Raw genomic sequence first — 24,667 nt, 5'->3', positions numbered from 1 at the left:
TCTCCGGTGGTTGTGATGGAAGGGCTTACATGCGGGCCACGCCGAACTGCATGGGCCGGGGCTGGTGCGCGGCGGCCTCGGCGCAGGTGTCCAGGCAGAAGGCCAGCACGGCGCGGGTGTCGCGCGGGTCGATCACGCCGTCGTCGAGCACCAGGCCGCTGGTGTGGAAGGCGTCGGCCTGGCTCTCGAACACGTTCACGATCTGGTCGAACTGAGCCTGCATCTGCACCGGGTCGGGCGTGATGCCTTTGCGCGCCATGCCGGCCTCGGCCACGATCTGCATGGTGCGTGCGGCCTGTTCGCCGCCCATCACGGCGGTTTTCGCCTGCGGCCAGCTGAACAGGAAACGCGGTTCGTAACCGCGCCCGCACATGCCGTAGTTGCCGGCGCCGAACGACGCCCCGCACTGGATGGTGATCTGCGGCACGGTGGCGCTCGTCACGGCCTGGATCATCTTGCTGCCGTGCTTGATCATTCCGCCCTGCTCGCTGTCCTTGCCCACCATGTAGCCGGTGGTGTTCTGCAGGTAAACGATGGGGTGGCCGAGCTGGCACATCCACTGGATGAAGTGCGTGGCCTTGTTGGCGCCGGCCACGTCGATCGGGCCGTTGTTGCTGATGATGCCCACCGCGTGGCCGTGGATGCGGGCCTGCACGCACAGCGTGGCGGCACCGAAAAGGGCCTTGAACTCCAGCAGCTCGGAGCCGTCGACGATGCGGGCGATGACTTCGCGCATGTCCACCGGTTCGCGGTGGTGGGGCGGCATGAGGCCGAGGAGTTCTTCGGCGGGGAAAGTGGGCTCCAGGCCATCCGCTCGGGCCGAGCCTCCCTCCCGAACGGATGAGTGAGGCTCGGGGCGGAGTGAAGGGTGAAGTCGAGGGCGAAGGGAAGCGAGGAGTCTGCGCGCCATCCCCAGCGCCTCCCGGTCATCCTCCGCCAGATACTCCCCCAGCCCCGACACAGCGGTGTGCATCTCGGCCCCGCCCAGTTCTTCTTCGGTGGCCACTTCACCGGTGGCCGCCATCAACAAAGGCGGCCCCGCGAGAAAGGCCCGCGAGCGCCCCCGCACCATGATCACCACGTCGCTGAGCCCCGGCATGTAGGCGCCACCCGCCGTGCCCGAACCGTGCTGCACCGTGATCACCGGCAGGCCGGCGGCAGAGTGGCGCGCCAGGTTGCGGAACAGCGTGCCGCCGTGCACGAAACCCTCGACCTGGTATTTCATGAGGTTGGCACCGGCGCTCTCGACCAGGTGCACGAACGGCAGCCTGTTCTGCAAGGCCATGTCCTGCACGCGCAGGATCTTCTCCAGGCCACGCGGCTGGATGGCGCCGGCCTCGATGCCCGAGTCGCTGGCCACCACCATGCAGCGCACGCCGGCAATGAAGCCGATGCCGGCCACCATGCCGCCGCCAGGCACCGACTTCGCCGGGTCCCGGGTGTCCTGCAGAAAGCCCGCCAGCGAACACAGCGGCAAGTAGGGCGCGCCCGGATCGAGCAACAGCGCCACCCGTTCGCGCGGCAGCAGCTGGCCGCGTTTGTCGAACACCGGTTTTGACTTGGCCGAGGCCTGTGCGGCCCGGTCTTCGAGCGCCCGCAGCTGATGGATGCGCGCGAGCATGGCGTCGCGCCGTTGCTGCGCCTGCGGGCTCCGGGGATTGAAAGACGATTCAAACATGGCAAGCCACCGATGTCCGCTCGGGCTGAGCCCACCTCCGTTCGGGCTGAGCCCACCTCCGTTCGGGCTGAGCCCACCTCCGTTCGGGCTGAGCCTGTCGAAGCCCTGGCCCAGGTGTAGGTGAACCCTTCGACAAGCTCAGGGCGAACGGAGCTGCGCTCAGGGCGAACGCAGAGTGGCTCCGCACGAACGGATCTTTTTTCATTCCTGAAGCACCCTCGGCGTCACATACCGATGAAAACCGTCGAAGGGTTTCACCGCGTCGCGGCCCTGCACCTCCACCGGTGCGGCCACCTGGCCCCAGCCCATGCGCACCTGCGGTCGCGCTCCGTCCACCCTGAGCACGCTGCCGCTGATGAAGCTCGCCGCGGGCGAGAGCAGGAAGACGATGGCGGCGGACGTTTCGGCTTCGTTGCCGAAGCGCCCGGCCGGCACGGTCTCGCGCATTTCGCGCAGCATGGGCCCGGCCTCGGCGGGGTAATGGTCCATGCCGCTGGAGGCGATGTAGCCCGGGGCCACCGCGTTCACGCGCACACCGCTGCGCGCCCATTCCAGCGCGGCCGTTTCGGTGAAATTCACCATGCCCGCGCGCGCCGCGCCGCTGTGACCCATGCCGGGCATCGAACCCCACATGTCGGCCACGATGTTGACGATGGATCCACCAACGGCCTGCATGCTCTGCACGTAACACTCGCGCGCCATCAGGAAGCCGCCGGTGAGGTTGGTGTCGATCACCGCCTGCCAGCCCTTGGCGCTGATGTTCTCCAGCGGCGTGATGTACTGGCCGCCCGCGTTGTTCACCAGGCCGTCGATGCGGCCATGTGCGGCAACCACCGCCGTGACCACGGTGCGCACCGTGTCTTCGTGGCGGATGTCGCAGGCGTGGAAACTGGCGCGGCCACCGTCGGCCACGATCTCGCCGGCCACCAGCTGCAGCTTTTCCAGCTTGCGCCCGATCAGCACCACGTGGGCGCCCAGGCTGGCCAGTTCGTGCGCGGTGCAGCGGCCGATGCCGGAGCCGCCGCCGGTGACCAGAATCACCTGGCCCCGCAGCAGGCCGGGGGCAAACGCAGAGCGGTAATGTGAAGCTGGGTGCGAAGTCATGCGGCCTCCTTGAGAAAGAGTTGCAGGGCAGCGGTTGTGAGCTCGTCGAGCGAGGCGCGCGCACGCGATCGGGCAGTGCGCCCCGAGGGCGCTGCGTACCATTGCACCGACCAGTTCAGCGCACCGAAGATCATGAGCCGCGCCAGCAGCGGATCGCCCGCCAGTTGACGGGTGGCATGCAGCGCCTCCAGCACCGGCACCCACGCCGCTTCGTAGTCGTCCTTCAGGCGGTTGACCTCGCTGCGCTGCGTCGCGTCGAGCGAGCGCCACTCGTACAGCATCACCGGAATGAAATCGCTGTCGGGCCCGAGCAGCACGTCGAAGTGGTTGCGCACCAGCACGCGCAGGCGCTCGCGCAACCCGGCATCGGGCGCCAGGCGGGCCAGCGCGGCATTCTGCCGCTGCAGCGCACCCTGCATGCCCTCGAGCATCACCGCGGCCAGCAGGGCTTCCTTGCTCTCGAAATGGTAGAAGGGCGAGCCCGATCGCATGCCCGCGGCGGTGGCGATGTCGCGCGTGCTGGTGCCCGCAAAACCCTGCGCCCGGAACAGCCGCGCCGCACCCGTGAGCAGCTCGCGCCGCCGGTTGCCATCGTCGCGCTCATCGGCCGTCTTGCGCGGTCGCCCGCGCGAACGCCGCGGCGCTTGGGCAGCCCCCTCGGTGGCCAGGGTTTCGGGTGTGTCCACGGTCATGGCCGCAGACCTTAACAGCGCAGGTGAATTTCAACAAGCAATTGCTTTGTGAAAATGAAGACCGCTGTCTCCGGCTCGACATCGAGGCCCCGTGCATACCCTGATGGCGATGACGGGCCGGCCGCGTTTCTGCGACCATGCCGCATGGACAAAGCCTTCGACATCATTGTTTTCGGTGCCACCGGCTTCACCGGCCGACTGGTCGCCGAGTACCTCCACCAGACTTACGGCGAGGGACGCGGTGTGGCCTGGGCCATGGCCGGGCGCAGCCTGGAGAAGCTCACGCAGGTGCGCGACGAACTCGGCATCGGTCCCGCCCTGCCCCTGCTGGTGGCCGACGCGACCGATGCCACCGCGCTGGCCCGGCTGGTGGCGCAGGCGCGGGTGGTCATCAGCACCGTGGGGCCGTACCAGTTGCACGGCCAGCCGCTGGTGGACGCCTGTGCACAGGCCGGCACCGACTATGTGGACCTGTGCGGCGAGCCCGGCTGGATGGCGCAGATGATTCCTCGCCTGCAAGGCCCGGCGGCGGCCAGCGGGTCGCGCATCGTCTTCTCGTGCGGTTTCGACTCGATCCCGTTCGATCTTGGCGTGCTCTTCCTGCAGCACGAAGCGATGCAGCGGCTGGGCGCTCCACTGGTGCGGGTGCACGGCCGGGTGAAGGTGATGAAGGGCGGCTTCTCCGGCGGCACGGCGGCCAGCCTGCTGGCCACACTGGAGGCCGCCGGGCGACAGCCGGGGTTGGCACGCACGCTGGGCGATCCGTTTGCGCTCACGCCGGGTTTTCGCGGCCCTCGCCAAGCCGACGACAACACCGCCGCTTTCGACGATCTCGCACAGTCGTGGACCGGGCCTTTCGTGATGGCGCCGATCAACACCAAGAACGTGCACCGCACCCATGCACTGCGCGGGCACCCCTGGGGCACCGATTTTGTCTACAGCGAACGCATGCTCACGGGTGCTGGCGCCGGCGGCGAGAAGCGCGCGCGAACGATGGCGCGCAACACCCGGCTGCAGAACGCGCTGCTGGCGTTCGGCCCCACGCGCGCGCTCATCCGCCGCTTTGCGTTGCCGCAGCCCGGCCAGGGCCCGACGAGGGAACAACGCGAGAAGGGCTGCTACGAGGTGCTGTTCATCGGCCAGACCGCCGATGGCCGAACCCTGCGCGCGAGCGTCAAGGGCGACCGCGACCCGGGCTATGGCTCCACCTGCAAACTGATTGCCGAGGCCGCCCTGTGCCTGGCCCGCGAGACCGGCCCCGACATGACGCCCGGCGGCGTGTGGACGCCGGGTGCGGCCATGGGCCTGACGCTGGTGCGCCGCCTGCAGGAGCGCGCGGGCCTGGGCTTTCGGATCCTTGACGAGCCTGCGCACGCCTGAGATGAGGGAACAGCGCGTCAGCATTGCCCACGCCGGCGACATTCCGCCCGCCTGGGGCCCCCTGCGCACGGCCTCGCGCCGCTTCACGGTGGCGATTCGGGAACCCCGCGGCATGGAGCGGTTTGAAGTGGCCTGGGGCGAACTCACGGCCGACCCGGGCCTGGACTGGGTGGTGGTGCCGGACCACGGCGCACCCTGGCCGATCAAGAAAGCCTTGTTCGAGCGCAGCTACGAGGCCGTCGGGCCCGGACGCTACCGCAAGCTCGAGCGCAGCCGGCTGGTGCAGGTGCCGCCCGGCACCGTGGCGCTGCTGGCCACGCTCGAGGGCCCGCTCGAGGTGCGACACCCCGACCACGTGGCCGTGGGCTCGGCGGGTGAGGTCTACGCGAACGCGGACGACTGGGTGCGCGAGCACCTGCGCTTCGACACCGACAACACGCCCTGAACGCGCCCTCAACGCGCTCCCGATCGTCCCATTCACCGTCTCAAGGAACCCCGTGAGCCAGCTTTTTTCTCCCCACGACATCGGTCCGTTGCACCTGAAGAACCGCATCGTGATCGCGCCCATGTGCCAGTACTCGGCCGAACACGGCAACGCCACCGACTGGCACCTGATCCACCTCGGCCACCTTGCGCTCTCGGGCGCGGGGCTGTTGATCCTGGAGGCCACGGCGGTCACGCCCGAAGGCCGCATTTCACCGACCGACCTGGGCCTGTGGAACGAGGCGAACGAGCACGCGCTGGGCGAGGTGCTGCGCAAGCTGCGCCAGCACTCGGCCATGCCGGTCGCGATCCAGCTCTCGCACGCCGGGCGCAAGGCGTCCAGCCGTGCGCCATGGGAGGGTGGACAACTCATCGCCCTGCAAGACGGCGGCTGGGACACGCTGGCGCCCTCGGCCATTCCCCATCTCCCGCACGAAGCGCCGCCGCACGCGCTCGACGCGTCCGGCCTGGCGCGCATCCAGCAGGCCTTCGTGGACGCGGCCCTGCGCGCACACCGCATCGGCATCGATGCGATCGAGCTGCACGCCGCTCACGGCTACCTGCTGCACCAGTTCCTTTCGCCCTTGTCCAACCAGCGCAGCGACGAATACGGCGGCTCGCTGGAGAACCGCATGCGCTTCCCGCTGGCGGTGTTCGACGCGGTGCGCGCGGTGCTGCCGCCCGGCATGGCGCTGGGCCTGCGGCTCTCAGCCACCGACTGGGTCGACGGCGGCTGGGACGTGGCGCAGAGCGTGGTCTTCGGGCAGGCGCTCAAGGCGCGCGGCTGCCACTTCCTGCACGTCTCCAGCGCGGGCATCTCGCCGCTGCAGCAGATCCCGCTCGGCCCGGGCTACCAGGTGCCGCTGGCCGAACAGCTCAAACACGAGGTGGGCCTGCCCACCATCGCCGTGGGTCTGGTGACCGAGCCCGAACAGGCCGAAGCCATCATCGCCAGCGGCCGGGCCGACCTGGTGGCGCTGGCGCGCGCCATGCTCTACGACCCGCGCTGGCCCTGGCACGCTGCGGCCGCGCTCGGCGCCCGGGTGGACGCCCCGCCCCAATACTGGCGCAGCCAGCCGCGCGGCGTGAGCCAGCTGTTCGGCGACGTGAAGATCGGCCAGCGCTGAGGCGACTCAAACGGCCCGGGCCGAGCGCCGTGCGGCGGCGCGCGAGCGATCCAGCTTCGGCAGGTCCAGCGCCTCCAGGTTGGCGCGCGCGCGCTCGGCCAGGCGCTGCACCAGCGCGTCGAGCTGCGCCACCTCGTCGGGCTCCAGCGCCAGCAGCAGCTGCCGGTTGAGCTCCACCACCACCGGCAGGAACTCGTCGTAGAGGGCGCGGCCTGCCTCGGTGAGCGACACCCGGGCCTGGCGCCGGTCGCTGGGGATCACCACGCGCGCGATCAGCTTCTTGCCGGCCAGCGCGGTGATGATGCGCGAGGTGCGGGCGCGGTCGAGCTGCGCCAGATCCGCCAGCTCGGACGACAGCATGGGCGCGTGCCGGGCCAGCATGACGATCAGCCGCCATTCGCGGCGCGAGATGCCGTAGCGGGCCTGGCACAGGCGCCCCACCGGCGCCACGGCCACCGCCTGCAGCCGGGACAGGCGGTACAGGAAGAGTTCGCTTGCCGCCTGGGCGGGGTCGCTGCGGAAATCGGACACGTGCACTCCTCTGGGTGAATACCCTGAGCTTGGTTGTATTGGTCAATCAAATGGTCCGGGCATAGATTCGACGCTCACGCCCGAACCACCCAGGAGACAACATGTACACCATCCTCTCGTCCCCGTCGACCACCCGCCTGGCACGCACCGCCTGGCTGGCCCTGGCAGCGGCCTGTGCCGCGCCCCTCGCCCTGGCCCAGGCCTGGCCGGGCAAGGCCGTCACGCTGGTGGTGGGCACACCCGCCGGCGGCTCGGTCGACGTCTATGCCCGGGCACTGGCCGACCAGCTCGCCCGCCAGACCGGCGGCACCTTCATCGTCGAGAACAAGGCCGGCGCCAACGGCAACCTCAGCGCCGACCAGGTGCATGCCGCCGCGCCCGACGGCCACACGCTGTGGATCAGCACACAGGCCATGTTCACCATCAACCCGTCGGTCTACGGCAACCTGCGCTGGAAGCAGTCGGACTTCAAACCCATCGCCAAGGGCATCGAGAGCCCGCTGGTGCTGGTCACGCACCCGTCGGTGCCAGCCAGAACCCTGGCGGAACTCGCCAAGTGGGCAGCGGCCAACCCGAAGAAGGCCGCCTACGCTTCGTTCAGCCCGGGCACGCCCTCGCACTTCCTGGGCTTCCAGCTCAACGAACGCCTGAAGCTCGACATGGTGCACATCCCCTACAAGGGCAGCGCGCCGCAGATCGCCGACCTGCTGGGCGGCCAGGTGCTGCTCGGGTTCACGCAGCTGCAGGCGGCGCTGCCGCAGGTGCAGGCCGGCAAGCTCAATGCCATCGCCGTCACGTCCAGGGAGCGCACCCGGTTCATGCCCGAGGTGCCGACCCTGGCCGAGCTCGGCCACCCCGACCTCAGTTCCACCGTCTGGTTCGGTGTGGTGGCGCCGTCGGCGGCCCCCAAGGCGGTGCTTGACCAGATCATGGCGGCTGCGGTGAAGGCCCAGGCCACGCCGGAATTCAAGGCCCGGCTGGAGGCCCAGGGCTTCGACGTGCCGCAGGAGAACGGCGACGCGTTCGCGGCCACCATTGCCGCCGAGACCGCGCGCTGGGCGCAGGTCGTCAAGGCCACCGGGTTCCGCGCCAATGAGTGACGCTGGCCACCCGGTGTCGCCCGCACCACCCGAACTGGACTTTTTCGCCACGCTCTCGGTGCAGGTCGCGGCGGCCCACGAGGTCGGTCAGACGCCTGCCGGCAACCGGCGGATCATTCCCATCCTGGGCGGACAGGTGCAGGGCCGGGGATGGAGCGCCCGCGTGCTGCCGGGCGGCGCGGACTTCCAGGCCATCGTGACCCCCACGCTGGCCCGGCTGGACGCGCGCTACCTGCTGGAGACGGAGGCGGGCGAGCTGATCTATGTCTGCAACCGGGCCGTTCGCGCCGCAGCGCCCGAGGTCACGGCCCGCCTGATCCGGGGCGAGCCGGTGGACCCGGCCCAGGTGTACTTCCGCTGCGTGCCCACGTTCGAAACCGCCGCACCCAGCCTGGCCTGGATCAACGAACGGGTGTTCGTGGGCACCGGCGTGCGCCGCCCCGACCGGGTCGAGATCAGCTGCTTCAACGTGCTCTAGGCGCGCCCGGCCCGGGCCATGTGGCCGGCCACCTGCTGCGCCTGCGCCGCAATGGTGCGCAGCAGGCCCCCGGGCTGGCGCACATCGAAGCCGACGAAATACACACCGGCCAGCGCGCCCTGCCCCACCGCCTGGGCGGGCATGCCGCGCGTGTCCAGCGGCAGGGCTGTGGACGGAAACAGCTCGGGCAAAGCCGCGCCGTAGCCGGTGGCCAGCAGCACGGTGTCGAACGGGTGCTCGCTGCCGTCGGTGAACCGCACGCCGCCGGGCACCAGGCTCTGGATGCCGGGGTAGACCTGGATGTCGCCGTTCCTGATGTGCGCCAGCGTGCCCACGTCGATCACCGGGGTCTTGCCCTCTTCACGCAACTGGCGCAGCGGCGACACGGTGGCGGTGTGCAGGCCGTAGCGGCCGAGATCGCCCACCGTGAGCTCGCGCAGCAGCGTGGCGGCGGCGTCGCCCAGTGCGTGCGGCAGGCGGCCGAGCAGGATGCTCGATAGCTGGGTGGGCCGGCCCAGCACGTCGCGGTACACGATGTTGACCGGCGAACGCACCGACAGCGCGGCCCGCACGCCGTGCTCGGCCAGGTCGAGTGCGATCTCCGCGCCGGTGTTGCCCATGCCCACCACCAGCACGCGCTGGTTGGCAAACGCCTGTGCGTTGCGGTATTCACGGCTGTGCAGCACACGCCCACCGAAGCCGGACTGCCCGGGCAGCGCCGGCGCCGATGGCCGGCGGTTGGCACCGGTGGCCACCACCACCTGGCGCGATGCGATGACGCGGCCACCGGCGATGCGCGTGATCCAGCCAGAACCATCGCCCGCCGCAGGCTCGATCGTCAGCACCGACTGGCCGAGTTCGGGCACCAGGCCGTGGTGCCGGGCGTAAGCCGCGAGGTAGTCCACCACGCCCTGGCGCGACACATAGCGCGGTGCGTCGGCTGGAAACGCCAGGCCCGGCAGCGCCGAGTGCGTCTTGACGGTGTGCAGATGCAGCCGGTCGTAGTGATGGCGCCACGCCGAAGCCAGCTCGTGCGCCTGGTCGATCACCAGCGCGCGCACGCCGCGCTGCGCCAGGCAGGCCGCGGTGGCCAGCCCGGCCGGCCCGGCCCCGATGACGAGGGTGTCGGTTCGGGTGGGGGGTGCGGTGGATGTGCTGGCCATGGACACGGGTGGTGAGTGACCAGTGTGGCGGTCGCACCGGCACCGCGCCATGGGGCTTGTACCCGTGCCAGAAAGACCTCGGTTCAACGCAGGCTGTCGGCGCGTTCCAGCAGGAAAGTTCGCTCCCGCTCGTTGCTGGCCAGCGCAGCGGCCCGCTCGAACTCGGCCCGGGCCTCGGGGCGGCGCCCGAGCCGCTCCAGCAGGTCGCCGCGCACGCTGGGCAGCCAGTGGTAGTGGCGCAGGGCCTTGTGCTGCACCAGGGCGTCGACGATCAGCAGGCCTGCCGCGGGGCCGGCGTGCATGGCCACGGCCACCGCGCGGTTGAGCTCCACCACCGGTGAAGGAGCGACCCGGGCCAGCTCGCCGTACAGGGCAGCGATGCGTGCCCAGTCGGTCTGCGTGGCGCGCAGCGCACGGGCGTGGCAGGCGGCGATGGCGGCCTGCAGCTGGTAACTGCCGGCTTCAGGCGCCAGGGCCTCGGCGCACGCCAGCGAGGCCAGTCCGCGACGGATCAGCAGCGTGTCCCAGCGGCTGCGGTCCTGCTCGACCAGCAGCACCGGGCGGCCCTGCGCATCGGTGCGCGCCGCCGTGCGCGAGGCCTGGATCTCCATCAATGCCAGCAGGCCGTGCACCTCGGCCTGCTGCGGCGCCATCTGCGCCAGCATGCGGCCCAGGCGCAAGGCCTCGTCGCACAGGGCCGGGCGCATCCAGTGATCGCCCTGGGTGGCGGTGTAGCCCTCGTTGAAGACGAGGTACACCACCTCCAGCACCGACTTCAGGCGCTCGCCCAGCGCCGGCCCGCGCGGCACTTCAAAGGGCACGCCCGCATCGCCCAGCGTTTTCTTGGCGCGCACGATGCGCTGGGCGATGGTGGCCTCGGGCACGAGAAAGGCCCGAGCGATCTCGTTCGTGGTGAGGCCACCGAGCAGCTTGAGGGTGAGCGCCACGCGCGCATCGGCCGACAGAACGGGGTGGCAGGCGGTGAACACCAGGCGCAGCAGGTCGTCACCCATCTCGGGCTGGCGGGATTCGTCGAGCGTGTCCACAAAGTCGGGCACGTGGTTGGCCCCCAGCGCCTCGAGGTCGGCCGCGATCTCGCCGTGCCGGGCCTCGGCCATCTGCCGGTGGCGCAGGTGATCGAACGCGCGGCGCCGGGCGGTGGTCATGAGCCAGGCGGCGGGGTTGTCGGGCACGCCTTGCGTCAGCCAGTGTTCGAGCGCCGCCAGCAGGGCGTCCTGCGCCAGCTCCTCGGCCACGCCCACGTCACGCACGACGCGCGCCACATGGGCCGTGATGCGCGCGGACTCAAGGCGCCAGACGGTGGCGATGGCCTGGTGGACACCGGCGTGCATGGCGCGCGCTCACATCTGCGCGGGAGCCGCCGCCTCATCCATCCAGAAGATCTCCCACTGATGGCCATCCAGATCGGCAAAGCCGTGCTGGAACATGAAGCCGTGGTCTTGCGGCGCATTGGGTGTGGTGGCCCCGGCGGCCACCGCCCTGGCCACGAATTCATCCACCTCGGCACGGCTGTCGCACGAGAGCGCAATCAGCACCTCGGTGGTTTTCCTCGCGTCGGCAATCGGCAACCGGGTGAAGCCCTGGAAGAACGGCTCGACCAGCAGCATGGCGTGAACGTGGGGTGCGATCTCGAGACACGCACCCTTGTCGTTGGTGAACCGCTCGTTGAAGCCGAGGCCGAGCGCCCTGAAGAAGGCCTGCGAACGGGCCAGGTCCTTGACGGGCAGGTTGACGTGGATGTCGCGCAGCATGGTGATCTCCTGTGGGTGCTCAGTTCGTGCCCCGGCTGAGCTTCTTGAAGTCCTCCAGCGGCTGGCTGGGCGGGAATTCGTCGAGCTCGATGAGCTGGCGCAGCTCGATCACGCCTTCCCTGCCCCTGCCGGCCGGGTTGGGGAATCGGCGGCTCCATTCCAGCGCCTCCTCGCGCGAACGCACCTGGATCAGGGTGTAGCCGGCCATGAGTTCTTTGGCCTCGGCAAACGGCCCGTCGACCACGCGCGTGCTGCCGTCGCTGCCGTGTTTCACCCGCCATCCCTGGCGGCTGGGGTGCAGCCCCGCCCCATCGAGCAACACGCCGGCCCGGGCCAGCGCCTCGTGGTAGCGGACCATCTCGGTCATCAGTGCCTCATCGGGCGCGGGGTTGGTCTCGGCTTCAAATTCGTCGCAAGACTTGACGATGATCATGAATCGCATGGGCGTCTCCTGGTGGGTGGGATCGTGGGTGGGGGTGCTCACCCACACGACGATCCAGCCATGGCGTTTTCGACAGACCGGCCCCGGCCCGTCGCCACTCACTGGTAACAGGGGGCGAGCGCGCGCACCTCGACGGTGGCCCATTCGGCGGCCGGGCATTCGTGGGCGATGGCCACCGCCTCGTCGAGGCTGGCGCACTCCAGCAGAAAGAAACCGCCCACCATTTCCTTGGCCTCGGCAAACGGGCCGTCGGACACCCTGGGCTGCCCTCCGGCGGTGGTCACACGCACCGCGCTGGCCTGCGAGGCCAGCGACTCCGACGCCTTGAGCTTGCCCTGCGCCTGCAAGCCCTCGCCAAAACGCTGCATGCGGGCATAGAGCTCGCGGCCCTCGGCCTCGGTGCGGCCGGCGCGCTGCGTGGTGGGTTCGATGATCAGCAACATGAAGGACATGGCGGTCTCCGGTCGAGGGGTTGCAGCAGGCTGAACATCCTACACAGCGCAGGGGCTTGCAGCACAGCGCTGCCCGGGGTCTTGAGATAGGGCGCTGCAGCAGCCGGCCCGCGCCGATACGATCCGCGCATGACTGAAAACACCCCGGCCCAGCGTTGCATGACCGTTCTGTACGACGGCGATTGCCCGCTGTGCCGACGCGAAATCGCCGTCTACCAGGGGCTTGCTGCGCGCGAGCCGGTGCGCTTTGTCGATGTGAGCGCCCCCGACACCGCCCTGCCCGACGAGCGCAGCACCTTGCTGGCGCGTTTTCCTGTGCAGCGCGAAGACGGCAGCCTGCTCAGCGGGGCCGAGGCGTTCCTGGCCTTGTGGGCGCGCCTGCCGGGCTGGCGCTGGCTGTCCCGGCTGGGCCGCCTGCCCGGCGTGCCCTGGCTGATGGAGCGCGCCTACGTGGGCTTTCTGCGCGTTCGCCCGGCCATGCAGCGCGTGGCGCGCGGCCTCGATGCCCCCGCCGTGCCCGACGACATGCTGGCCGATCTGCGTTCGGACCACGCGGGCGAAACCGGTGCGGTGTGGATCTACCGGGGCATTGCACTGGTCACGCGCGACCCCGCCCTCAAGGCCTTTGCCCTGCGCCATGGCCAGACCGAGGAGGACCACCTGCGCCGGGTCGGCGAGGTGTTGCCCTGGGGAAGGCGCAGCTGGCTGCTGCCCGCCTGGCGCGTGGCGGGCTTCCTCACCGGGGCCCTGCCCGCTTTGGCGGGGCCGCGCGCGGTGCACGCCACCATCGCGTCGGTGGAGACGTTTGTCGACCACCACTACCAGCAGCAGATCCAGCGGCTGGAAGGCCGCGCCGGCGTGGCCCCGCTGCGCGCCCTGCTGGTGGAATGCCAGGCCGACGAGGTGGCGCACCGCGATGAAGCCCTGGCCTTGCAGACGCAGGCTCCGGGGGCACTGCTGCGCGCCTGGTGTGCACTGGTCGGCAGCGGCTCGGCCATGGCGGTGAAGCTCGCACGGCTGGTCTGACCCTGCTTGGCACCCTCCCACATCCGGGGGGTGGCGTTGCCACGCTGCGGGTGACCAGGTGGACCGCGCACCAGCTGCAATCGCTCGGCGCCGACGTGTTCGGTCTGCAGGCAATGTGGAACCCGGTGTCGGTGCAGCGCGCACTCACCTCGGCCGGTGTGGCAGACCACAATGACCTGCTGGAGGCGCCCGGCTCCAACGGCAAACAGTCCACCGGCCCGGGACGGCGATCTCCACCATCCCGCGCACGGCCGAGGCCACGGCGCTGCGGTTTCTGCTCTCTGAACAGTCGCGCTACCTGTTGGGCGAGACCAAGGGCGGCGACACCTCGCTCCACGCCGCGAAGACCTTGCAGGCATACCCCAACACCCGCGACGTGCATTGCACCCCTGTGCACCAGGACATCCCGAGTCGCTCGACCACACCGTGGTCAGCCAGGAGTTCCACGACAACAGCAAGAAGCGGATCTGGATGTTCGACGACCAGGTGATCAACAACGACCACCTGAACGTCGAGGACCACAAGGCCCTGGGCACCGGCGACCACGGCGTGGTCCGGGGGACGTTCAGGTACAGCCTGGCGAAGGTCACGGCCTGCAGGCTTTCAAGTACAGTTTGCCCATGGACCGCGACCACACGCTCTCACTGCTGAAGCAACACAAGCCTGAACTGGCTCGGCGCTTCGGCGTGCGCGATTTGTCGTTGTTTGGATCAACGGCCCGTGGCACGGCGCGAAACGACAGCGACGTGGATCTGCTGGTGTCGTTTGAAGGGCCAGCGACTTCGGAACGCTACTTTGGCGTTCAGTTTTTTCTGGAGGATTTGCTGGCGTGCCCGGTCGATCTGGTCACCGAAAAAGCGCTGCGCCCCGAACTGCGCGCCCACGTGGAAAGGGATCGCTTGCGTGTCTGAACCGTTGCAACGCGAATGGCACTTCTACATCGACGACATGATCGGTTTCTGCGCCAAGGTCCTCGAGTACACAAGGCATCTTGACGAAAACAGCTTTGGGGCAAGCGGCGTGAACTACGACGCTGCACTGCGCAACATGGAGTTGATCGGCGAGGCAGCCACCCACATTCCAGATCAAGTGCGATCAAGGCATCCCGAAATTGCGTGGCGAAAGGTCATTGCCACGCGCAATCGTCTGATTCACGGCTACCTGGGTATTGACAACGATGTGTTGTGGAGCATCGTCCAGACCGACATCCCCCAGTTGCTCCAACAACTGCGGCAGATCAAGCGCACTTGGGCCGACCCAGCCTGAATCTCAGGCGCTGGCCACCGGCTCCAGCAGCACATACAGGCCCGTCACCGGCTGCTGCTGGTCTTCCCGCAGCGGTGCCTGCCAGCTCTGGCGCACACGAAAGCCGTTGAGCGCGCACAGCCGGTCAACGCAGGCCGCAGAGTGGGCATAACGCAGGCTGGGCAACAGCCTGAGTTCGCTGCCATCGGTGGCGAGTTCGACCGAGAACGCAAAACATGCCCCGGGCTGCAGGCGCTCACGCACCGCCTCGAACACGGCGTCGAGGGCGCCCACGTACATGAACACGTCGGCCGCCATCACCAGGTCGACCGGCTCGGTGCTCTCGCGCAGGAAGGCCAGCAGATCGCCATGGACCACGCGCCGGTAGGCGCCACTGGCCCGGGCCTGGGCCACCATGGCCGAAGACAGGTCCACGCCGTCGACCGCACCCGCCTGCGCCTGGATGAGGCGCCCGCACAGGCCGGTGCCGCAACCCAGATCGAGCACCCGCTCGAAGTGCTGGCCGCTGGCGAGCAAGGGGGCCAGCAGGGTGGTGTGCGCCTGGTAGTTCAGCTGTTCGACCAGGTGCGCCTGGAAGTCGTCGGCGTACTCGTCGAACAGGGCTTGCACGTACAGCGACGGTGGATGCGCGGGCACGGCACCGCCCTGCACCGACGACAGGTAGAAACGGTTGAGCGTCTCGTCGCCACCGTTGGCCAGGGCCTGCTCGTAACACCGCGCGGCCTCGGCGTGGCGCCCGATGTCGCGCATCACGCTGCCGCGCTGGCTCCAGGCTTCGGCCAGCGTGGGCTCGATGGCCACCGCCTGGTCGAGCGCCTGCAGCGCCTGGCCCGGCTGCTGCAGGCGCAGCCGGCACATGGCCAGCGACAACCACAGCTGCCCGGTGTTCGCACCGAGCCGGATGCCTTCCTGCAGTGCCTGCGCCGCTTCGCCCCAGTGCGCCAGCGCCTCCTGCGAGAGCCCCAGGGCCACCCAGGCATCGCGGTGGGCGGGGTCGGCCCGGGTAGCCTGCGCGAGCGTGGCCACGGCGTCCGTCCAGCGGCCCAGACGGCACTGCGTCACACCGAGGTTGGCCAGCACCGAGGGCCGCCCCGGCACCAGGGCCAGGGCAGCCTCGTAATGCGCTGCGGCGTCTTCGAGCAGGCCCGCCTCGAACGAGGCGTTGCCTTCAAAAAACCGGGCCTTGGCCTGTTCGACGGGATCGGTCATGGCGCGTGGTCACAGGTTCGAGAAATCCGGCTTGCGGCGTTCCATGAAGGCACCGAAGGCCTCTTTGGCCGCCGGCTCGCCCAGCATGCGACCGAAGCTCACGCCCTCTTCGGCCATGACAGCCATGACCTGCTTGAGCTGACCCTGCTTCATCAGGCGCTTGGTCTCGATCAGCGAACTGATGGGTTTGGCGGCCATCTTGCGGGCCACGGTCTGTGCGTAACCCGAGACCTCGAGCGGGGGCAGCACGCGGTTGACCAGGCCCACTTCAAGGGCCGCCTCGGCCATGAAGGGCTCACCCAGCAAGAGCGCTTCGGCGGCACGGTGGTAGCCCAGCATCTGCGGCACCAGCAGGCTGCTGGCGGCCTCGGGGCACAGGCCCAGGTTGACGAAGGGCATGGAGAAGGCGGCGTTGTCGCCGGCATAGACCAGGTCGCAGTGGAACAGCAGCGTGGTGCCGATGCCCACGGCCGGACCGCACACGGCGGCGATCAGCGGCTTGGGAAACTGCGCGAGGCCGCGCAGGAAACGGAACACCGGCGACTCGGTGGTGGCGGGCGGGTTGTTGAGGAAGTCGGCAATGTCGTTGCCGGCCGAGAAGATGGCTTCGTTGCCCTGGAACACGACACAACGCACTTGCGGGTCGTCCTGCGCGGCCTGCAGCGCGTCGGCCATCGCGCCGTACATGGCAGCGGTGATGGAGTTCTTCTTGTCGGGGCGGTTGAACGTGAGGGTGCAGACGCCGGCTTCGGTGTGGACGAGGATGTCGCTCATGGGGAGTGTCTCGGTGGGCAGGAGGACCCGCAAATTACCACGAATGACCGGCTCGCGATGGGGTGCGCTCCCCAGCCCTGACCGGTGCGTGACAGCGTGTATCGGCGCCTCTTTCCGATGCATGCCCCGCCTACACTTGGCCGCATCCCGGCGCCTGGGCGCCCTTTCGCACACAGGTGTTTCATGCGCTCCCGTTTCGCCCTTCCGATCCTTGTCCTGGTGGCGTCGCTGCTGCTGCCACTGCCCTCGGTGGCGCAGGGCAGCAGCGTCGGCGAACGCCCCCGTGTGGCGCTGGTGCTCTCGGGCGGTGGCGCGCGCGGGTTTGCACATGTGGGCGTGCTCAAGGCGCTGGAGGCCGCGCACGTGCCGGTGGACATGATCGTGGGCACCTCGATGGGCGCGATCATCGGCGGGCTGTATGCCAGTGGCATGAAAGCCGACGACCTGGAGCGCGAGATCCTCGCGGTGGACTGGGACGGCTTGTTCAACAGCCGCGAGCCGCGCCAGCTGCTGTCACAACGCCGCAAGGAAGAAGACTTCGAGCTCTCGCCGGTGCTGCAGCTGGGTTTTCGCAACGGCGAGTTCCGCCTGCCCACCGGGGCGGTCTCCAGCCGCTCGCTGGAGGTGCTGCTGCGGCGCTACACGCTCTCGACCCGCCACCTCGAATCCTTCGACCAGCTGCCCACGCGGTTTCGCGCGGTCGCCACCGACATGGAGACCGGCCAGGCGGTGGTGCTGGACCGGGGCGATCTGGCCGCAGCCCTGCGCGCAAGCATGTCGGTGCCGGGCGCGTTTTCCCCGCTGGCGATCGACGACCGACTGCTGGGCGATGGCGGGCTGGTGAACAACCTGCCGGTGGATGTGGCGCGCGCGCTGGGCGCCGAAGTGATCATCGCGGTGAACATCGGCACCCCGCTGGCCGGGCGCGAGACGCTGGGCACCGTGCTGGGCGTGGCCACCCAGATGGTCAACATCCTGACCGAGCAGAACGTGCAGGCCAGCATCGCCACCCTCACGCCGAAGGACCTGTTGCTCGCGCCGCCCCTGGGCAAACTGAGCTCCAGCGACTTCGACCAGGCCGCCGAACTGGTGAAGCTGGGCAACGCCTACGCCCGCACCGTGAGCGAGGCGCTGGCCCGGTTTGCGGTGGACCCGCAGCGCCACGCCCGCTGGGTGCAGGCGCGCAGCACGCAGGCCCTGGCCAATGCCGACCAGGTGGGGCGGATCGGCGCCATCCGGTTCGAGGGTGTGAGCGAGGAGCGCGCCGCGCGACTGTCGAAGGAACTGGACACCGAGCCGGGCCAGCGGGTGGACGTGCCCAGGCTCGAGGCCGATCTGCAGAAGCTCGCGGTCAGCGGCGACTACGAGCGCATCGACTACACCCTGAGCCGGCGCGAAGACAACGGCACGGAAGACCTGACGATCCAGCTGCGCGAGAACACATGGGGCCCGAACTACCTGCGCGTGGGCCTGGACCTGCGCACCGACTTCCAGGGCGAAGGTGCCTTCAACCTGCGCATCAGCCACAACCGGCACTGGCTCAACGAGCGCGGTGCCGAATGGCGCAACCGGGTGCAGCTCGGTGAGACCGTCGGGCTGTATTCCGAGATCTACCAGCCGATGGGGGCCAACAGCCAGCGCTTTGCCGCCGCCTACCTGGATGCGGGCATCAACAAGGTCGAGCTCTTCAGCGACACCGGCGATGCGCTCGCGCTGGTGCAGCGCCAGGGCGTGCGGGTCGGCGCCGACCTGGGCTGGCCGATCGGCCTGCGCGGCGCCATCGGCGAAGCGCGGCTGGGCCTGGTGGCCAGTGCCCGCCGCGCGACACCCGAGCTGCTGTCGGCAGCGGTGCCCGCCGGCGTGGACACCGTCCGCTGGACCGAACGCGGCTTGCGCGCGGCCTTGATCGCCGATCAGCTGGACTTCGCCAACTTCCCCTCGCGCGGCTACCGCGCCCGGGCCGAGATTTCCTGGGGCCGGCGCCAGCTCGACGGCGGCGAGACCAGCGACTTCACCCGGCTCGAGAGTTCGTTCACGGCGGTCAGGAGCCGGGGCGTGCACACCTTCAACATCGGCGGTCGCGTGGCCTACACCAACCAGATCCCGCTGGCCGCCATCGACGAGTATTCGCTCGGCGGTTTCCAGAACCTCTCGGGCTACCGCACCGCTCAGGTCGCGGGCAACTACCTGCTGTTCGGGCGGCTCACCTATTACCAGCGCCTGGCGTATTCGGTGGGGGTGGCGCGCGCGCTGTTTGTCGGCGGTTCGCTGGAAGCGGGCAATGCCTGGACCGAGCGCAGCGACATCACGCTGCGGCAGCTGCGCGGCGCGGGCAGCCTGTTCGTGGGTGCAGACACCGGCATCGGCCCGCTGTACCTGAGCATCGTGAGCGCCCCCAAGGGCTACACCGGGCTCTACCTGTTCCTGGGAAGGCCCTGAAGACGATCACTCTTTGAAATAGACGACCTGGTGCGAGGTGGCCAGCATCCGGCCAGCCTCGCTCCAGACCTGGGCGGTCTGGTCGAAGAAGCCGTTGCGAAAGGCCTGCGCGCTGGCTTGTCCCTTGATCCAGCCCGCGCCGACGGCGGCGAGCTCGGCACCACCGGCATGGAAATACACCGTCATCGACACCGTGCCCGCCGGCACCCGCGTGGCGCGGCGCAGCCACACGCGCGGGTAGAACACATCGGCCATGGCGGCGAGGCTGCAGAAGTCCAGCGGGCGCGCGGGTTCGTCGCGCATCCACAGCGTGGTGCGGCTGGCGTCGCCACTGCCGTCCCAGGCGGTGGGAATCGCGCCTTCGGTGATGCGGATGTCGTAACGCCTCACCCACTCCACCTGTGCAGCCATGTTGGGCTGGCCCAGCGCGTCGGCGGTGGGCATGTCGGGCGCGGCCAGCTCGTCAACACCCCAGGTCCCGCGGCGCGCGGCGGTCACGGCGGTGGCGGTGAGCACGGTCTCGCCAGACTGCACGATCTCCACCACCCAGTGCTGGGTGGATCGGTTGGTGCGCGCGGCGCGCGCCACCACCTCGAACGGAGCGTCGGCCAGCGCCGCAGCGTAGTTCACCGTGAGCGCCACCGGTTCGCCCAGCAGGGCCGGGTGTTGCAGCACGGCATTGAGCGCGGTGGCCGCCGTGACACCGCCGAACGGCCCGACCATGTTGGCGTAGGCGGGTGAGGTTTTGCCTGCGAAGCGATCCTCGCCCAGCGGCTGCAGGGCGATGGCTTGATCAAAAACATGGAGCGTCATGGCGAAGTGTCTCCTTCCAGTGGCGCCGCGGAACCGGCTTTGCGGCCGCCAGCGCCGCCCCTGGGGGTGACGCGAAGCGGCGCGGGGGGAAGCTTGTCTACACGCGCTCGATGATGCCCGCAGCCCCCTGGCCCATGCCGACACACATCGTGACCATGCCGTAGCGCTTGTTGTGGCGCTTGAGTGCGTGCACCACGGTGGCCGCGCGGATGGCGCCGGTGGCGCCCAGCGGGTGGCCCAGCGCGATGGCGCCGCCCATGGGGTTCACCTTGGCCGGGTCCAGGCCGAGCGTGTTCATGACCGCCAGCGACTGCGCGGCAAACGCCTCGTTGAGTTCGAACCAGTCGATGTCGTCCTGCTGCAGGCCGGCGTATTTCAGCGCGGCCGGAATGGCCTCGATCGGGCCCACGCCCATGATGTGCGGCGGCACGCCACGGCTGGCGTAGCTCACGAAACGCGCCAGCGGCGTGAGGTTGTAGCGCTTCAAGGCGGCTTCACTCACGAGGATGAGCGCGCCCGCGCCGTCGCTGGTCTGCGAGCTGTTGCCGGCGGTGACCGAGCCGCGCGCGGCGAACACGGTGCGCAGCCTGGCCAGGCCTTCCAGCGAGGTGTCGGGGCGTGCGCCTTCGTCCAGGCTCACGGTGCGGGTGGTGGTGCTCACCTCGGCGCTGTCCAGGTCCACGCTGCGCTCGGTCACTTCCACCGGCGTGATCTCGTCGGTGAATTCGCCGTTCTTCATGGCGAGCACGGCGCGCTGGTGCGACTGCACGGCAAACGCGTCCTGTGCGTCGCGCGACACCTTCCACTGCTGCGCCACCTTCTCGGCCGTCAGGCCCATGCCGTAGGCGATGCCGTAGCTCTCGACGTCGTCGGTGTTGCTGAAGATGCTGGGCGAGAGGCTGGGCGAGTTGCCCATCATGGGCACCATGCTCATGCTCTCGGTGCCGGCAGCGATCATCACGTCGGCTTCGCCCACACGGATGCGGTCGGCCGCCATCTGCAGGGCCGAGAGACCGGAGGCGCAGAAACGGTTGACGGTGATGCCGCCGACGCTGTGCGGCAGGCCGGCCAGGATGGCACCGATGCGCGCCACGTTCAGGCCCTGCTGCGCTTCGGGAATGGCGCAACCGCAGATCACGTCTTCGATCGCCTTCGGGTCGAGCGTGGGCACCTGGGCAAGCGCCGATCGCAAGGCGAGCGCCAACAGGTCGTCCGGGCGCAGGTGCTTGAACGAGCCCTTGTGCGAACGGCCGATGGGGGTTCGGGTGGCGGCAACGATGTAGGCGTCCTGGATGTGTTTGGTCATGGGTTCTCTCCTTTAGCGGTGTATGGCCCCTTCCCCCTCTGGGGGAAGGCTGGGATGGGGGCAGCGCCCGCCAACATGGTGAGTTGATGATGGATGGCGCTCAGCACGCCATCGAGGTTCTGAAACGGTGCGTTGGACGGGAAGCGCAACACAGAAAAGCCCTGGGCCGTGAAGAACGCGTCACGAACCTGGTCGTAGGACTGGTTGTCGGCGTGCTGCGAACCATCCAGCTCGACGATGAGCTTCGGGTCAAGGCAGGCGAAATCAGCAATGAAGTGGCCCAACGGATGCTGTCGGCGAAACTTGGAGCCCAACTGCTCACCACGAAGCCCTGACCATAGCTTGCGCTCGGCGTCGGTCATGCCTCGGCGCAGTGTGCGGGCGTTGACTCGGGCTTTGGGAGTGGCCTGGTTCTGCATGGTCATTGGCTGGCGGAGAGCCCCCATCCCTGCCTTCCCCCAAAGGGGGAAGGGGTCAGACACGCGCGCCAGCAGGGGGACTTGCTCTCTCCCCTGCCGGAAGAAAGCCGGGATGGGGACACACACACCGGACTCATGGCTTCAATTTCTCACCGGCTTGCCGGTGTTCAACATCCCCAGGATCCGCTCCTGCGTCTTCGGATGCACGATCAGCGCGCAAAAAGCCTGGCGCTCCAGCGTCATCAGGTAGTCCTCGTTCACCAGCGTGCCGGGCTCGACATCGCCGCCCGTCACCACGTTGGCGATGAGTGAAGCGATGTGGAAGTCGTGCTGGCTGATGAAGCCGCCGTCGCGCATGTTGACCAGGCTGCCCAGAATGGTGGCCTTGCCGTCGCGGCCGGCCACCGGGAACAGACGCTTGTGCGGCGCGCGGTAGCCACCCTGGAACAGGCTCCTGGCTTCGTTGATGGCCACGAACAGCAGTTCATCCTTGTGCGGCACGATCAGGTCGGAGTGCAGCACGTAGCCGAGCTTGCGCGATTCGAGTGCGCTGGTGCCCACCTTGGCCATGGCCGCGGCGGTGAAACCCTCGGTCAGGAAAGGCAGCAGGTCCTTCCCGGTGGAGGTCTCGGCGTTTTCCGCGGCGCGGCGGGCAATGCAGGTGAGACCACCGGCGCCGGGCACCAGGCCCACGCCCACTTCCACCAGACCGATGTAGCTCTCCATGTGAACCACACGGCGCGCACTGTACGAGGCCAGTTCACACCCCCCGCCCAGCGCCAGGCCGCGCACGGCCGACACCACCGGCACGCTGGCATAGCGCAGGCGCAGCATGGTCTGCTGCATGAATCCTTCGGCGTCTTCGATGGCGCTCACACCCACGGCCATGAAGGCCGGCAGCATGGCCTGCAGGTCGGCGCCGGCACTGAAGGGCTCGTCACCCGACCAGATCACCAGACCCTGGTACTCCCGCTCGGCCAGGTCCACGGCGGCCATCAGGCCTTCGCACACCTCGGGGCTGATCGCATGCATCTTGGTCTTGATGCTGGCGATCAGCACCTGCTCGTCGAGCGTCCAGATGCGGATCGAATCGTTCTCTTCGATGGTGCTGCCCGCCGTCTCGAACTTGGGCCCGGCTTCGCCGAGCAACAGCTCGGGAAAATGCTGGCGCTGGTACACCGGCAGCTGCCGGCGCGCCTCGAAGGTGCCGGTGGTCGGGTTCCACGAACCCTGGGCGGTGTGCACACCACCAGCCTCGGCCACCGGGCCCTTGAACACCCACTCGGGCAGCGGCGCCGTGCTCAGCGCCTGGCCGGCGTCGATGTCTTCCTGAACCATCTTCGCCACATCGAGCCAGCCCGCTTCCTGCCAGAGCTCGAACGGGCCCTGCTTCATGCCGAAGCCCCAGCGCATGGCCTGGTCGACGTCGCGTGCGGTGTCGGCAATTTGCCCCAAGTGCACGGCAGCGTAGTGAAAGCTGTTGCGCAGGATCGCCCACAGGAACCGGCCTTGTGGCCCTTCGGCGTTGCGCAACAACTTCAGGCGCTCGGCGGCCGGGCGCTTGAGCATGCGGCCATAGACCTCGTCGGCCTTCTCGCCCGCGGGCACATAGTCCTCGCTGTCCAGATCGAAGCGCAGGATGTCGCGGCCGACCTTCTTGAAGAAACCGGCCTTGGTCTTCTGGCCCAGGTTCTTGAGCTCCAGCAGTTTGGCCAGCACCGGTGGCGTGCCGAAGCTGCCGTAGAACGGGTCGGTCTCCAGGCTCAGGTTGTCCTGCAGCGTCTTGACCACGTGGGCCATGGTGTCCAGGCCCACCACGTCGGCGGTGCGGAAGGTGCCGCTGCTGGCGCGGCCCAGGCGCTTGCCGGTGAGGTCGTCGACCACATCAAACGTGAGACCGAAGTTCTCCACCTCTTTCATCGTGGACAGCATGCCGGCAATGCCGATGCGGTTGGCGATGAAGTTGGGTGTGTCCCGGGCACGCACCACGCCCTTGCCCAGGCCGCTGGTCACAAAGCTCTCGAGATCGTTCAGGATCTGCGGCTCGGTGGCGGGCGTGGCGATGAGTTCCACCAGCGTCATGTAGCGCGGCGGGTTGAAGAAATGGATGCCGCAGAAACGCGGCTTGATCGCCTCGGGCAGCACTTCACCCAGCCTGGTGATCGACAGGCCCGAGGTGTTGGACGCCACGATCGCGTGCGGAGCAATGAAGGGGGCGATCTTCGTGTAGAGGTCGAGCTTCCAGTCCATGCGCTCGGCGATGGCCTCGATGATCAGGTCGCAGTCCTTCAACAGCTCCATGTGCTCTTCGTAGTTGGCCTGACCGATCAGATCGGCGTCCGAGGCCACGCCCAGCGGCGAGGGCTTGAGCTTCCTGAGGTTGTCGATGGCGCGCGTGACGATGCCGTTCTTCGGGCCCTCCTTCGCGGGCAGATCGAACAGCACCACCGGCACCTTGACGTTGACCAGGTGCGCAGCAATCTGCGCGCCCATCACGCCGGCGCCGAGCACAGCGACTTTTTTCACTTGAAATCGGTTCATTGTTTTTCCATGAAAGGGGAAAGGCTCGCGGTCACTCGACCCGCAACCAGACCTGGGTTCGGTAGAACGGGCCGATGTAGCCACGCATCTCCAGCTTCTTGCCGTCTTCCACCGGCTTGAGGCGGGTGCGATAGACCTTGCCGTTGTTCGGGTCGACGATGGTGCCGCCCTCGAACACCGCGGCGTCGCCTTCGCTGGCCTTGAGACCACGCAGGATGGTCATGCCCAGCACGGGTTTGTCCTTGCGGTCGTCGGTGCACTTGTCGCACACCGCGTCGGGCTTGCTCTCGGGGTCCAGCAGCTTCTCGATGCTGCCGCTGTAGACCCCGTTGGCCTCCTTGATGCGCACCAGGGACTTCTCTTTCTTCGTGTCGTCGTCGATGGTCTTCCACAGACCCACCGGCGACATCTGTGCGAACGCAGACAGAGACACCAGCAGCAAGGTGGTGCCCACAACGGTCTTGATCATGGA

The 24,667-nt window shown here is 68.7% G+C and carries 26 protein-coding genes; 10 read left to right on the top strand and 16 right to left on the bottom strand.

The features are described from left to right. Positions 1-25 precede the first annotated feature (25 nt). The 3 genes from QUV35_RS15545 to QUV35_RS15535 all read right to left on the bottom strand — a co-directional run bounded on the left by QUV35_RS15545 (position 26) and on the right by QUV35_RS15535 (position 3,474). Positions 26-1,678 (bottom strand): carboxyl transferase domain-containing protein, encoded by a 1,653-nt coding sequence (locus QUV35_RS15545; protein ID WP_300876048.1) that lies wholly within the window; start codon positions 1,676-1,678, stop codon positions 26-28. 201 nt (positions 1,679-1,879) lie between these two features. After that, positions 1,880-2,782 carry an SDR family oxidoreductase gene (locus QUV35_RS15540; RefSeq protein WP_300876045.1) on the bottom strand — a complete coding sequence of 301 codons (903 nt, stop codon included), beginning with the start codon at positions 2,780-2,782 and terminating at the stop codon, positions 1,880-1,882. Then, entirely contained in the window at positions 2,779-3,474 is a 696-nt protein-coding gene (locus QUV35_RS15535) for a TetR/AcrR family transcriptional regulator (protein WP_300876043.1), read from the bottom strand. Before QUV35_RS15535 ends, QUV35_RS15540 begins: the two co-directional genes overlap by 4 nt. A 144-nt stretch (positions 3,475-3,618) precedes the next feature. On the opposite strand from QUV35_RS15535, the gene QUV35_RS15530 reads away from it, so the two are divergent. Genes QUV35_RS15530 through QUV35_RS15520 form a run of 3 tightly spaced genes read left to right on the top strand, consistent with a single transcriptional unit; the run spans position 3,619 to position 6,464 of the window. After that, on the top strand, positions 3,619-4,854 hold the full coding sequence (locus tag QUV35_RS15530; protein WP_300876042.1) for a saccharopine dehydrogenase NADP-binding domain-containing protein: 1,236 nt from the start codon (positions 3,619-3,621) through the stop codon (positions 4,852-4,854). A gap of 1 nt (position 4,855) precedes the next feature. Next, the gene (locus QUV35_RS15525; protein ID WP_300876039.1) at positions 4,856-5,299 is read left to right on the top strand and encodes a hypothetical protein; all 444 of its coding nucleotides are present in this window, start codon (positions 4,856-4,858) and stop codon (positions 5,297-5,299) included. A 52-nt stretch (positions 5,300-5,351) separates the two neighbouring features. Beyond that, a complete protein-coding gene (locus tag QUV35_RS15520) occupies positions 5,352-6,464 on the top strand; it encodes an NADH:flavin oxidoreductase/NADH oxidase (RefSeq protein WP_300876036.1) in 1,113 nt (370 codons plus the stop codon). 6 nt (positions 6,465-6,470) lie between these two features. Here QUV35_RS15520 and QUV35_RS15515 read toward each other — a convergent pair whose 3' ends face one another. Then, positions 6,471-6,995, bottom strand: coding sequence for a MarR family transcriptional regulator (locus QUV35_RS15515; protein WP_300876033.1), 525 nt, complete (start codon positions 6,993-6,995; stop codon positions 6,471-6,473). 101 nt (positions 6,996-7,096) lie between these two features. On the opposite strand from QUV35_RS15515, the gene QUV35_RS15510 reads away from it, so the two are divergent. Together QUV35_RS15510 and QUV35_RS15505 are read left to right on the top strand one after the other, a co-directional pair. After that, positions 7,097-8,095 carry a tripartite tricarboxylate transporter substrate binding protein gene (locus tag QUV35_RS15510; RefSeq protein ID WP_300876030.1) on the top strand — a complete coding sequence of 333 codons (999 nt, stop codon included), beginning with the start codon at positions 7,097-7,099 and terminating at the stop codon, positions 8,093-8,095. Then, positions 8,088-8,573, top strand: coding sequence for a DUF3237 domain-containing protein (locus QUV35_RS15505; RefSeq protein WP_300876027.1), 486 nt, complete (start codon positions 8,088-8,090; stop codon positions 8,571-8,573). The genes QUV35_RS15510 and QUV35_RS15505 overlap by 8 nt, the downstream gene beginning before the upstream one ends. Here QUV35_RS15505 and QUV35_RS15500 read toward each other — a convergent pair. The 5 genes from QUV35_RS15500 to QUV35_RS15480 all read right to left on the bottom strand — a co-directional run bounded on the left by QUV35_RS15500 (position 8,570) and on the right by QUV35_RS15480 (position 12,402). Beyond that, positions 8,570-9,736: an NAD(P)/FAD-dependent oxidoreductase gene (locus QUV35_RS15500; RefSeq protein ID WP_300876025.1), complete on the bottom strand. Its 1,167-nt coding sequence runs from the start codon at positions 9,734-9,736 to the stop codon at positions 8,570-8,572. The genes QUV35_RS15505 and QUV35_RS15500 overlap by 4 nt on opposite strands. Positions 9,737-9,819: 83 nt before the next feature. Then, complete coding sequence (locus QUV35_RS15495; RefSeq protein ID WP_300876022.1) at positions 9,820-11,088, bottom strand: sigma-70 family RNA polymerase sigma factor; 1,269 nt, start codon at positions 11,086-11,088, stop codon at positions 9,820-9,822. Positions 11,089-11,097: 9 nt separating this feature from the next. Next, entirely contained in the window at positions 11,098-11,508 is a 411-nt protein-coding gene (locus QUV35_RS15490; RefSeq protein ID WP_300876019.1) for a VOC family protein, read from the bottom strand. A 19-nt stretch (positions 11,509-11,527) separates the two neighbouring features. Further along, positions 11,528-11,950, bottom strand: a complete 423-nt coding sequence (locus QUV35_RS15485) for a YciI family protein (protein WP_300876015.1) — start codon at positions 11,948-11,950, stop codon at positions 11,528-11,530. A 98-nt stretch (positions 11,951-12,048) separates the two neighbouring features. Further along, positions 12,049-12,402, bottom strand: a complete 354-nt coding sequence (locus tag QUV35_RS15480) for a YciI family protein (RefSeq protein WP_300876012.1) — start codon at positions 12,400-12,402, stop codon at positions 12,049-12,051. 129 nt (positions 12,403-12,531) lie between these two features. On the opposite strand from QUV35_RS15480, the gene QUV35_RS15475 reads away from it, so the two are divergent. The 4 genes from QUV35_RS15475 (at position 12,532) to QUV35_RS15460 (ending at position 14,694) form a co-directional block, all read left to right on the top strand. Further along, positions 12,532-13,428 carry a demethoxyubiquinone hydroxylase family protein gene (locus tag QUV35_RS15475; protein ID WP_300876009.1) on the top strand — a complete coding sequence of 299 codons (897 nt, stop codon included), beginning with the start codon at positions 12,532-12,534 and terminating at the stop codon, positions 13,426-13,428. A gap of 381 nt (positions 13,429-13,809) precedes the next feature. Next, a complete protein-coding gene (locus QUV35_RS15470; protein WP_300876007.1) occupies positions 13,810-14,079 on the top strand; it encodes a hypothetical protein in 270 nt (89 codons plus the stop codon). Further along, complete coding sequence (locus QUV35_RS15465) at positions 14,049-14,339, top strand: nucleotidyltransferase family protein (RefSeq protein ID WP_300876005.1); 291 nt, start codon at positions 14,049-14,051, stop codon at positions 14,337-14,339. Before QUV35_RS15470 ends, QUV35_RS15465 begins: the two co-directional genes overlap by 31 nt. Then, the gene (locus QUV35_RS15460) at positions 14,332-14,694 is read left to right on the top strand and encodes a DUF86 domain-containing protein (protein ID WP_300876002.1); all 363 of its coding nucleotides are present in this window, start codon (positions 14,332-14,334) and stop codon (positions 14,692-14,694) included. The genes QUV35_RS15465 and QUV35_RS15460 overlap by 8 nt, the downstream gene beginning before the upstream one ends. A 3-nt stretch (positions 14,695-14,697) precedes the next feature. Here QUV35_RS15460 and QUV35_RS15455 read toward each other — a convergent pair whose 3' ends face one another. Together QUV35_RS15455 and QUV35_RS15450 are read right to left on the bottom strand one after the other, a co-directional pair. Continuing rightward, positions 14,698-15,903: a tetratricopeptide repeat protein gene (locus QUV35_RS15455; protein ID WP_300875999.1), complete on the bottom strand. Its 1,206-nt coding sequence runs from the start codon at positions 15,901-15,903 to the stop codon at positions 14,698-14,700. Positions 15,904-15,912: 9 nt separating this feature from the next. Beyond that, positions 15,913-16,677, bottom strand: a complete 765-nt coding sequence (locus QUV35_RS15450) for an enoyl-CoA hydratase (RefSeq protein ID WP_300875997.1) — start codon at positions 16,675-16,677, stop codon at positions 15,913-15,915. Between the two features lie 183 nt (positions 16,678-16,860). Between QUV35_RS15450 and QUV35_RS15445 the strand changes: the two genes are divergently transcribed. After that, the gene (locus QUV35_RS15445) at positions 16,861-19,116 is read left to right on the top strand and encodes a patatin-like phospholipase family protein (protein ID WP_300875994.1); all 2,256 of its coding nucleotides are present in this window, start codon (positions 16,861-16,863) and stop codon (positions 19,114-19,116) included. A gap of 6 nt (positions 19,117-19,122) precedes the next feature. Here the strand turns inward: QUV35_RS15445 and QUV35_RS15440 are convergent, their stop codons facing one another. From QUV35_RS15440 to QUV35_RS15420, 5 genes are all read right to left on the bottom strand, one after another. Continuing rightward, positions 19,123-19,929: a thioesterase family protein gene (locus QUV35_RS15440; RefSeq protein WP_300875992.1), complete on the bottom strand. Its 807-nt coding sequence runs from the start codon at positions 19,927-19,929 to the stop codon at positions 19,123-19,125. Between the two features lie 97 nt (positions 19,930-20,026). Further along, positions 20,027-21,235 (bottom strand): acetyl-CoA C-acyltransferase, encoded by a 1,209-nt coding sequence (locus QUV35_RS15435; RefSeq protein WP_300875989.1) that lies wholly within the window; start codon positions 21,233-21,235, stop codon positions 20,027-20,029. Further along, positions 21,232-21,654 (bottom strand): endonuclease domain-containing protein, encoded by a 423-nt coding sequence (locus QUV35_RS15430; RefSeq protein ID WP_300875987.1) that lies wholly within the window; start codon positions 21,652-21,654, stop codon positions 21,232-21,234. The genes QUV35_RS15435 and QUV35_RS15430 overlap by 4 nt, the downstream gene beginning before the upstream one ends. Before the next feature lie 141 nt (positions 21,655-21,795). Then, positions 21,796-24,195 carry a 3-hydroxyacyl-CoA dehydrogenase/enoyl-CoA hydratase family protein gene (locus tag QUV35_RS15425; RefSeq protein WP_300875984.1) on the bottom strand — a complete coding sequence of 800 codons (2,400 nt, stop codon included), beginning with the start codon at positions 24,193-24,195 and terminating at the stop codon, positions 21,796-21,798. A 31-nt stretch (positions 24,196-24,226) separates the two neighbouring features. Continuing rightward, positions 24,227-24,664 carry a DUF2147 domain-containing protein gene (locus tag QUV35_RS15420; RefSeq protein WP_300875982.1) on the bottom strand — a complete coding sequence of 146 codons (438 nt, stop codon included), beginning with the start codon at positions 24,662-24,664 and terminating at the stop codon, positions 24,227-24,229. Between the last annotated feature and the right edge of the window lie 3 nt (positions 24,665-24,667).

The sequence above is a fragment of the Hydrogenophaga sp. genome (assembly GCF_030373225.1).
GTDB lineage: Bacteria > Pseudomonadota > Gammaproteobacteria > Burkholderiales > Burkholderiaceae_C > Hydrogenophaga.
The sequence above is the reverse complement of the archived record's forward strand: the minus strand, read 5'-3'. Positions and strand labels throughout refer to the sequence as shown.

Bases quoted from the DNA above. Each gene is read 5' to 3' on its own strand.
- QUV35_RS15545 (WP_300876048.1), bottom strand. From the start codon at position 1,678: ATGTTTGAATCGTCTTTCAATCCCCGGAGCCCGCAGGCGCAGCAACGG.
- QUV35_RS15540 (WP_300876045.1), bottom strand. From the start codon at position 2,782: ATGACTTCGCACCCAGCTTCACATTACCGCTCTGCGTTTGCCCCCGGC.
- QUV35_RS15535 (WP_300876043.1), bottom strand. From the start codon at position 3,474: ATGACCGTGGACACACCCGAAACCCTGGCCACCGAGGGGGCTGCCCAA.
- QUV35_RS15530 (WP_300876042.1), top strand. From the start codon at position 3,619: ATGGACAAAGCCTTCGACATCATTGTTTTCGGTGCCACCGGCTTCACC.
- QUV35_RS15525 (WP_300876039.1), top strand. From the start codon at position 4,856: ATGAGGGAACAGCGCGTCAGCATTGCCCACGCCGGCGACATTCCGCCC.
- QUV35_RS15510 (WP_300876030.1), top strand. From the start codon at position 7,097: ATGTACACCATCCTCTCGTCCCCGTCGACCACCCGCCTGGCACGCACC.
- QUV35_RS15505 (WP_300876027.1), top strand. From the start codon at position 8,088: ATGAGTGACGCTGGCCACCCGGTGTCGCCCGCACCACCCGAACTGGAC.
- QUV35_RS15500 (WP_300876025.1), bottom strand. From the start codon at position 9,736: ATGGCCAGCACATCCACCGCACCCCCCACCCGAACCGACACCCTCGTC.
- QUV35_RS15495 (WP_300876022.1), bottom strand. From the start codon at position 11,088: ATGCACGCCGGTGTCCACCAGGCCATCGCCACCGTCTGGCGCCTTGAG.
- QUV35_RS15490 (WP_300876019.1), bottom strand. From the start codon at position 11,508: ATGCTGCGCGACATCCACGTCAACCTGCCCGTCAAGGACCTGGCCCGT.
- QUV35_RS15485 (WP_300876015.1), bottom strand. From the start codon at position 11,950: ATGCGATTCATGATCATCGTCAAGTCTTGCGACGAATTTGAAGCCGAG.
- QUV35_RS15480 (WP_300876012.1), bottom strand. From the start codon at position 12,402: ATGTCCTTCATGTTGCTGATCATCGAACCCACCACGCAGCGCGCCGGC.
- QUV35_RS15475 (WP_300876009.1), top strand. From the start codon at position 12,532: ATGACTGAAAACACCCCGGCCCAGCGTTGCATGACCGTTCTGTACGAC.
- QUV35_RS15465 (WP_300876005.1), top strand. From the start codon at position 14,049: ATGGACCGCGACCACACGCTCTCACTGCTGAAGCAACACAAGCCTGAA.
- QUV35_RS15455 (WP_300875999.1), bottom strand. From the start codon at position 15,903: ATGACCGATCCCGTCGAACAGGCCAAGGCCCGGTTTTTTGAAGGCAAC.
- QUV35_RS15450 (WP_300875997.1), bottom strand. From the start codon at position 16,677: ATGAGCGACATCCTCGTCCACACCGAAGCCGGCGTCTGCACCCTCACG.
- QUV35_RS15445 (WP_300875994.1), top strand. From the start codon at position 16,861: ATGCGCTCCCGTTTCGCCCTTCCGATCCTTGTCCTGGTGGCGTCGCTG.
- QUV35_RS15440 (WP_300875992.1), bottom strand. From the start codon at position 19,929: ATGACGCTCCATGTTTTTGATCAAGCCATCGCCCTGCAGCCGCTGGGC.
- QUV35_RS15435 (WP_300875989.1), bottom strand. From the start codon at position 21,235: ATGACCAAACACATCCAGGACGCCTACATCGTTGCCGCCACCCGAACC.
- QUV35_RS15430 (WP_300875987.1), bottom strand. From the start codon at position 21,654: ATGCAGAACCAGGCCACTCCCAAAGCCCGAGTCAACGCCCGCACACTG.
- QUV35_RS15425 (WP_300875984.1), bottom strand. From the start codon at position 24,195: ATGAACCGATTTCAAGTGAAAAAAGTCGCTGTGCTCGGCGCCGGCGTG.
- QUV35_RS15420 (WP_300875982.1), bottom strand. From the start codon at position 24,664: ATGATCAAGACCGTTGTGGGCACCACCTTGCTGCTGGTGTCTCTGTCT.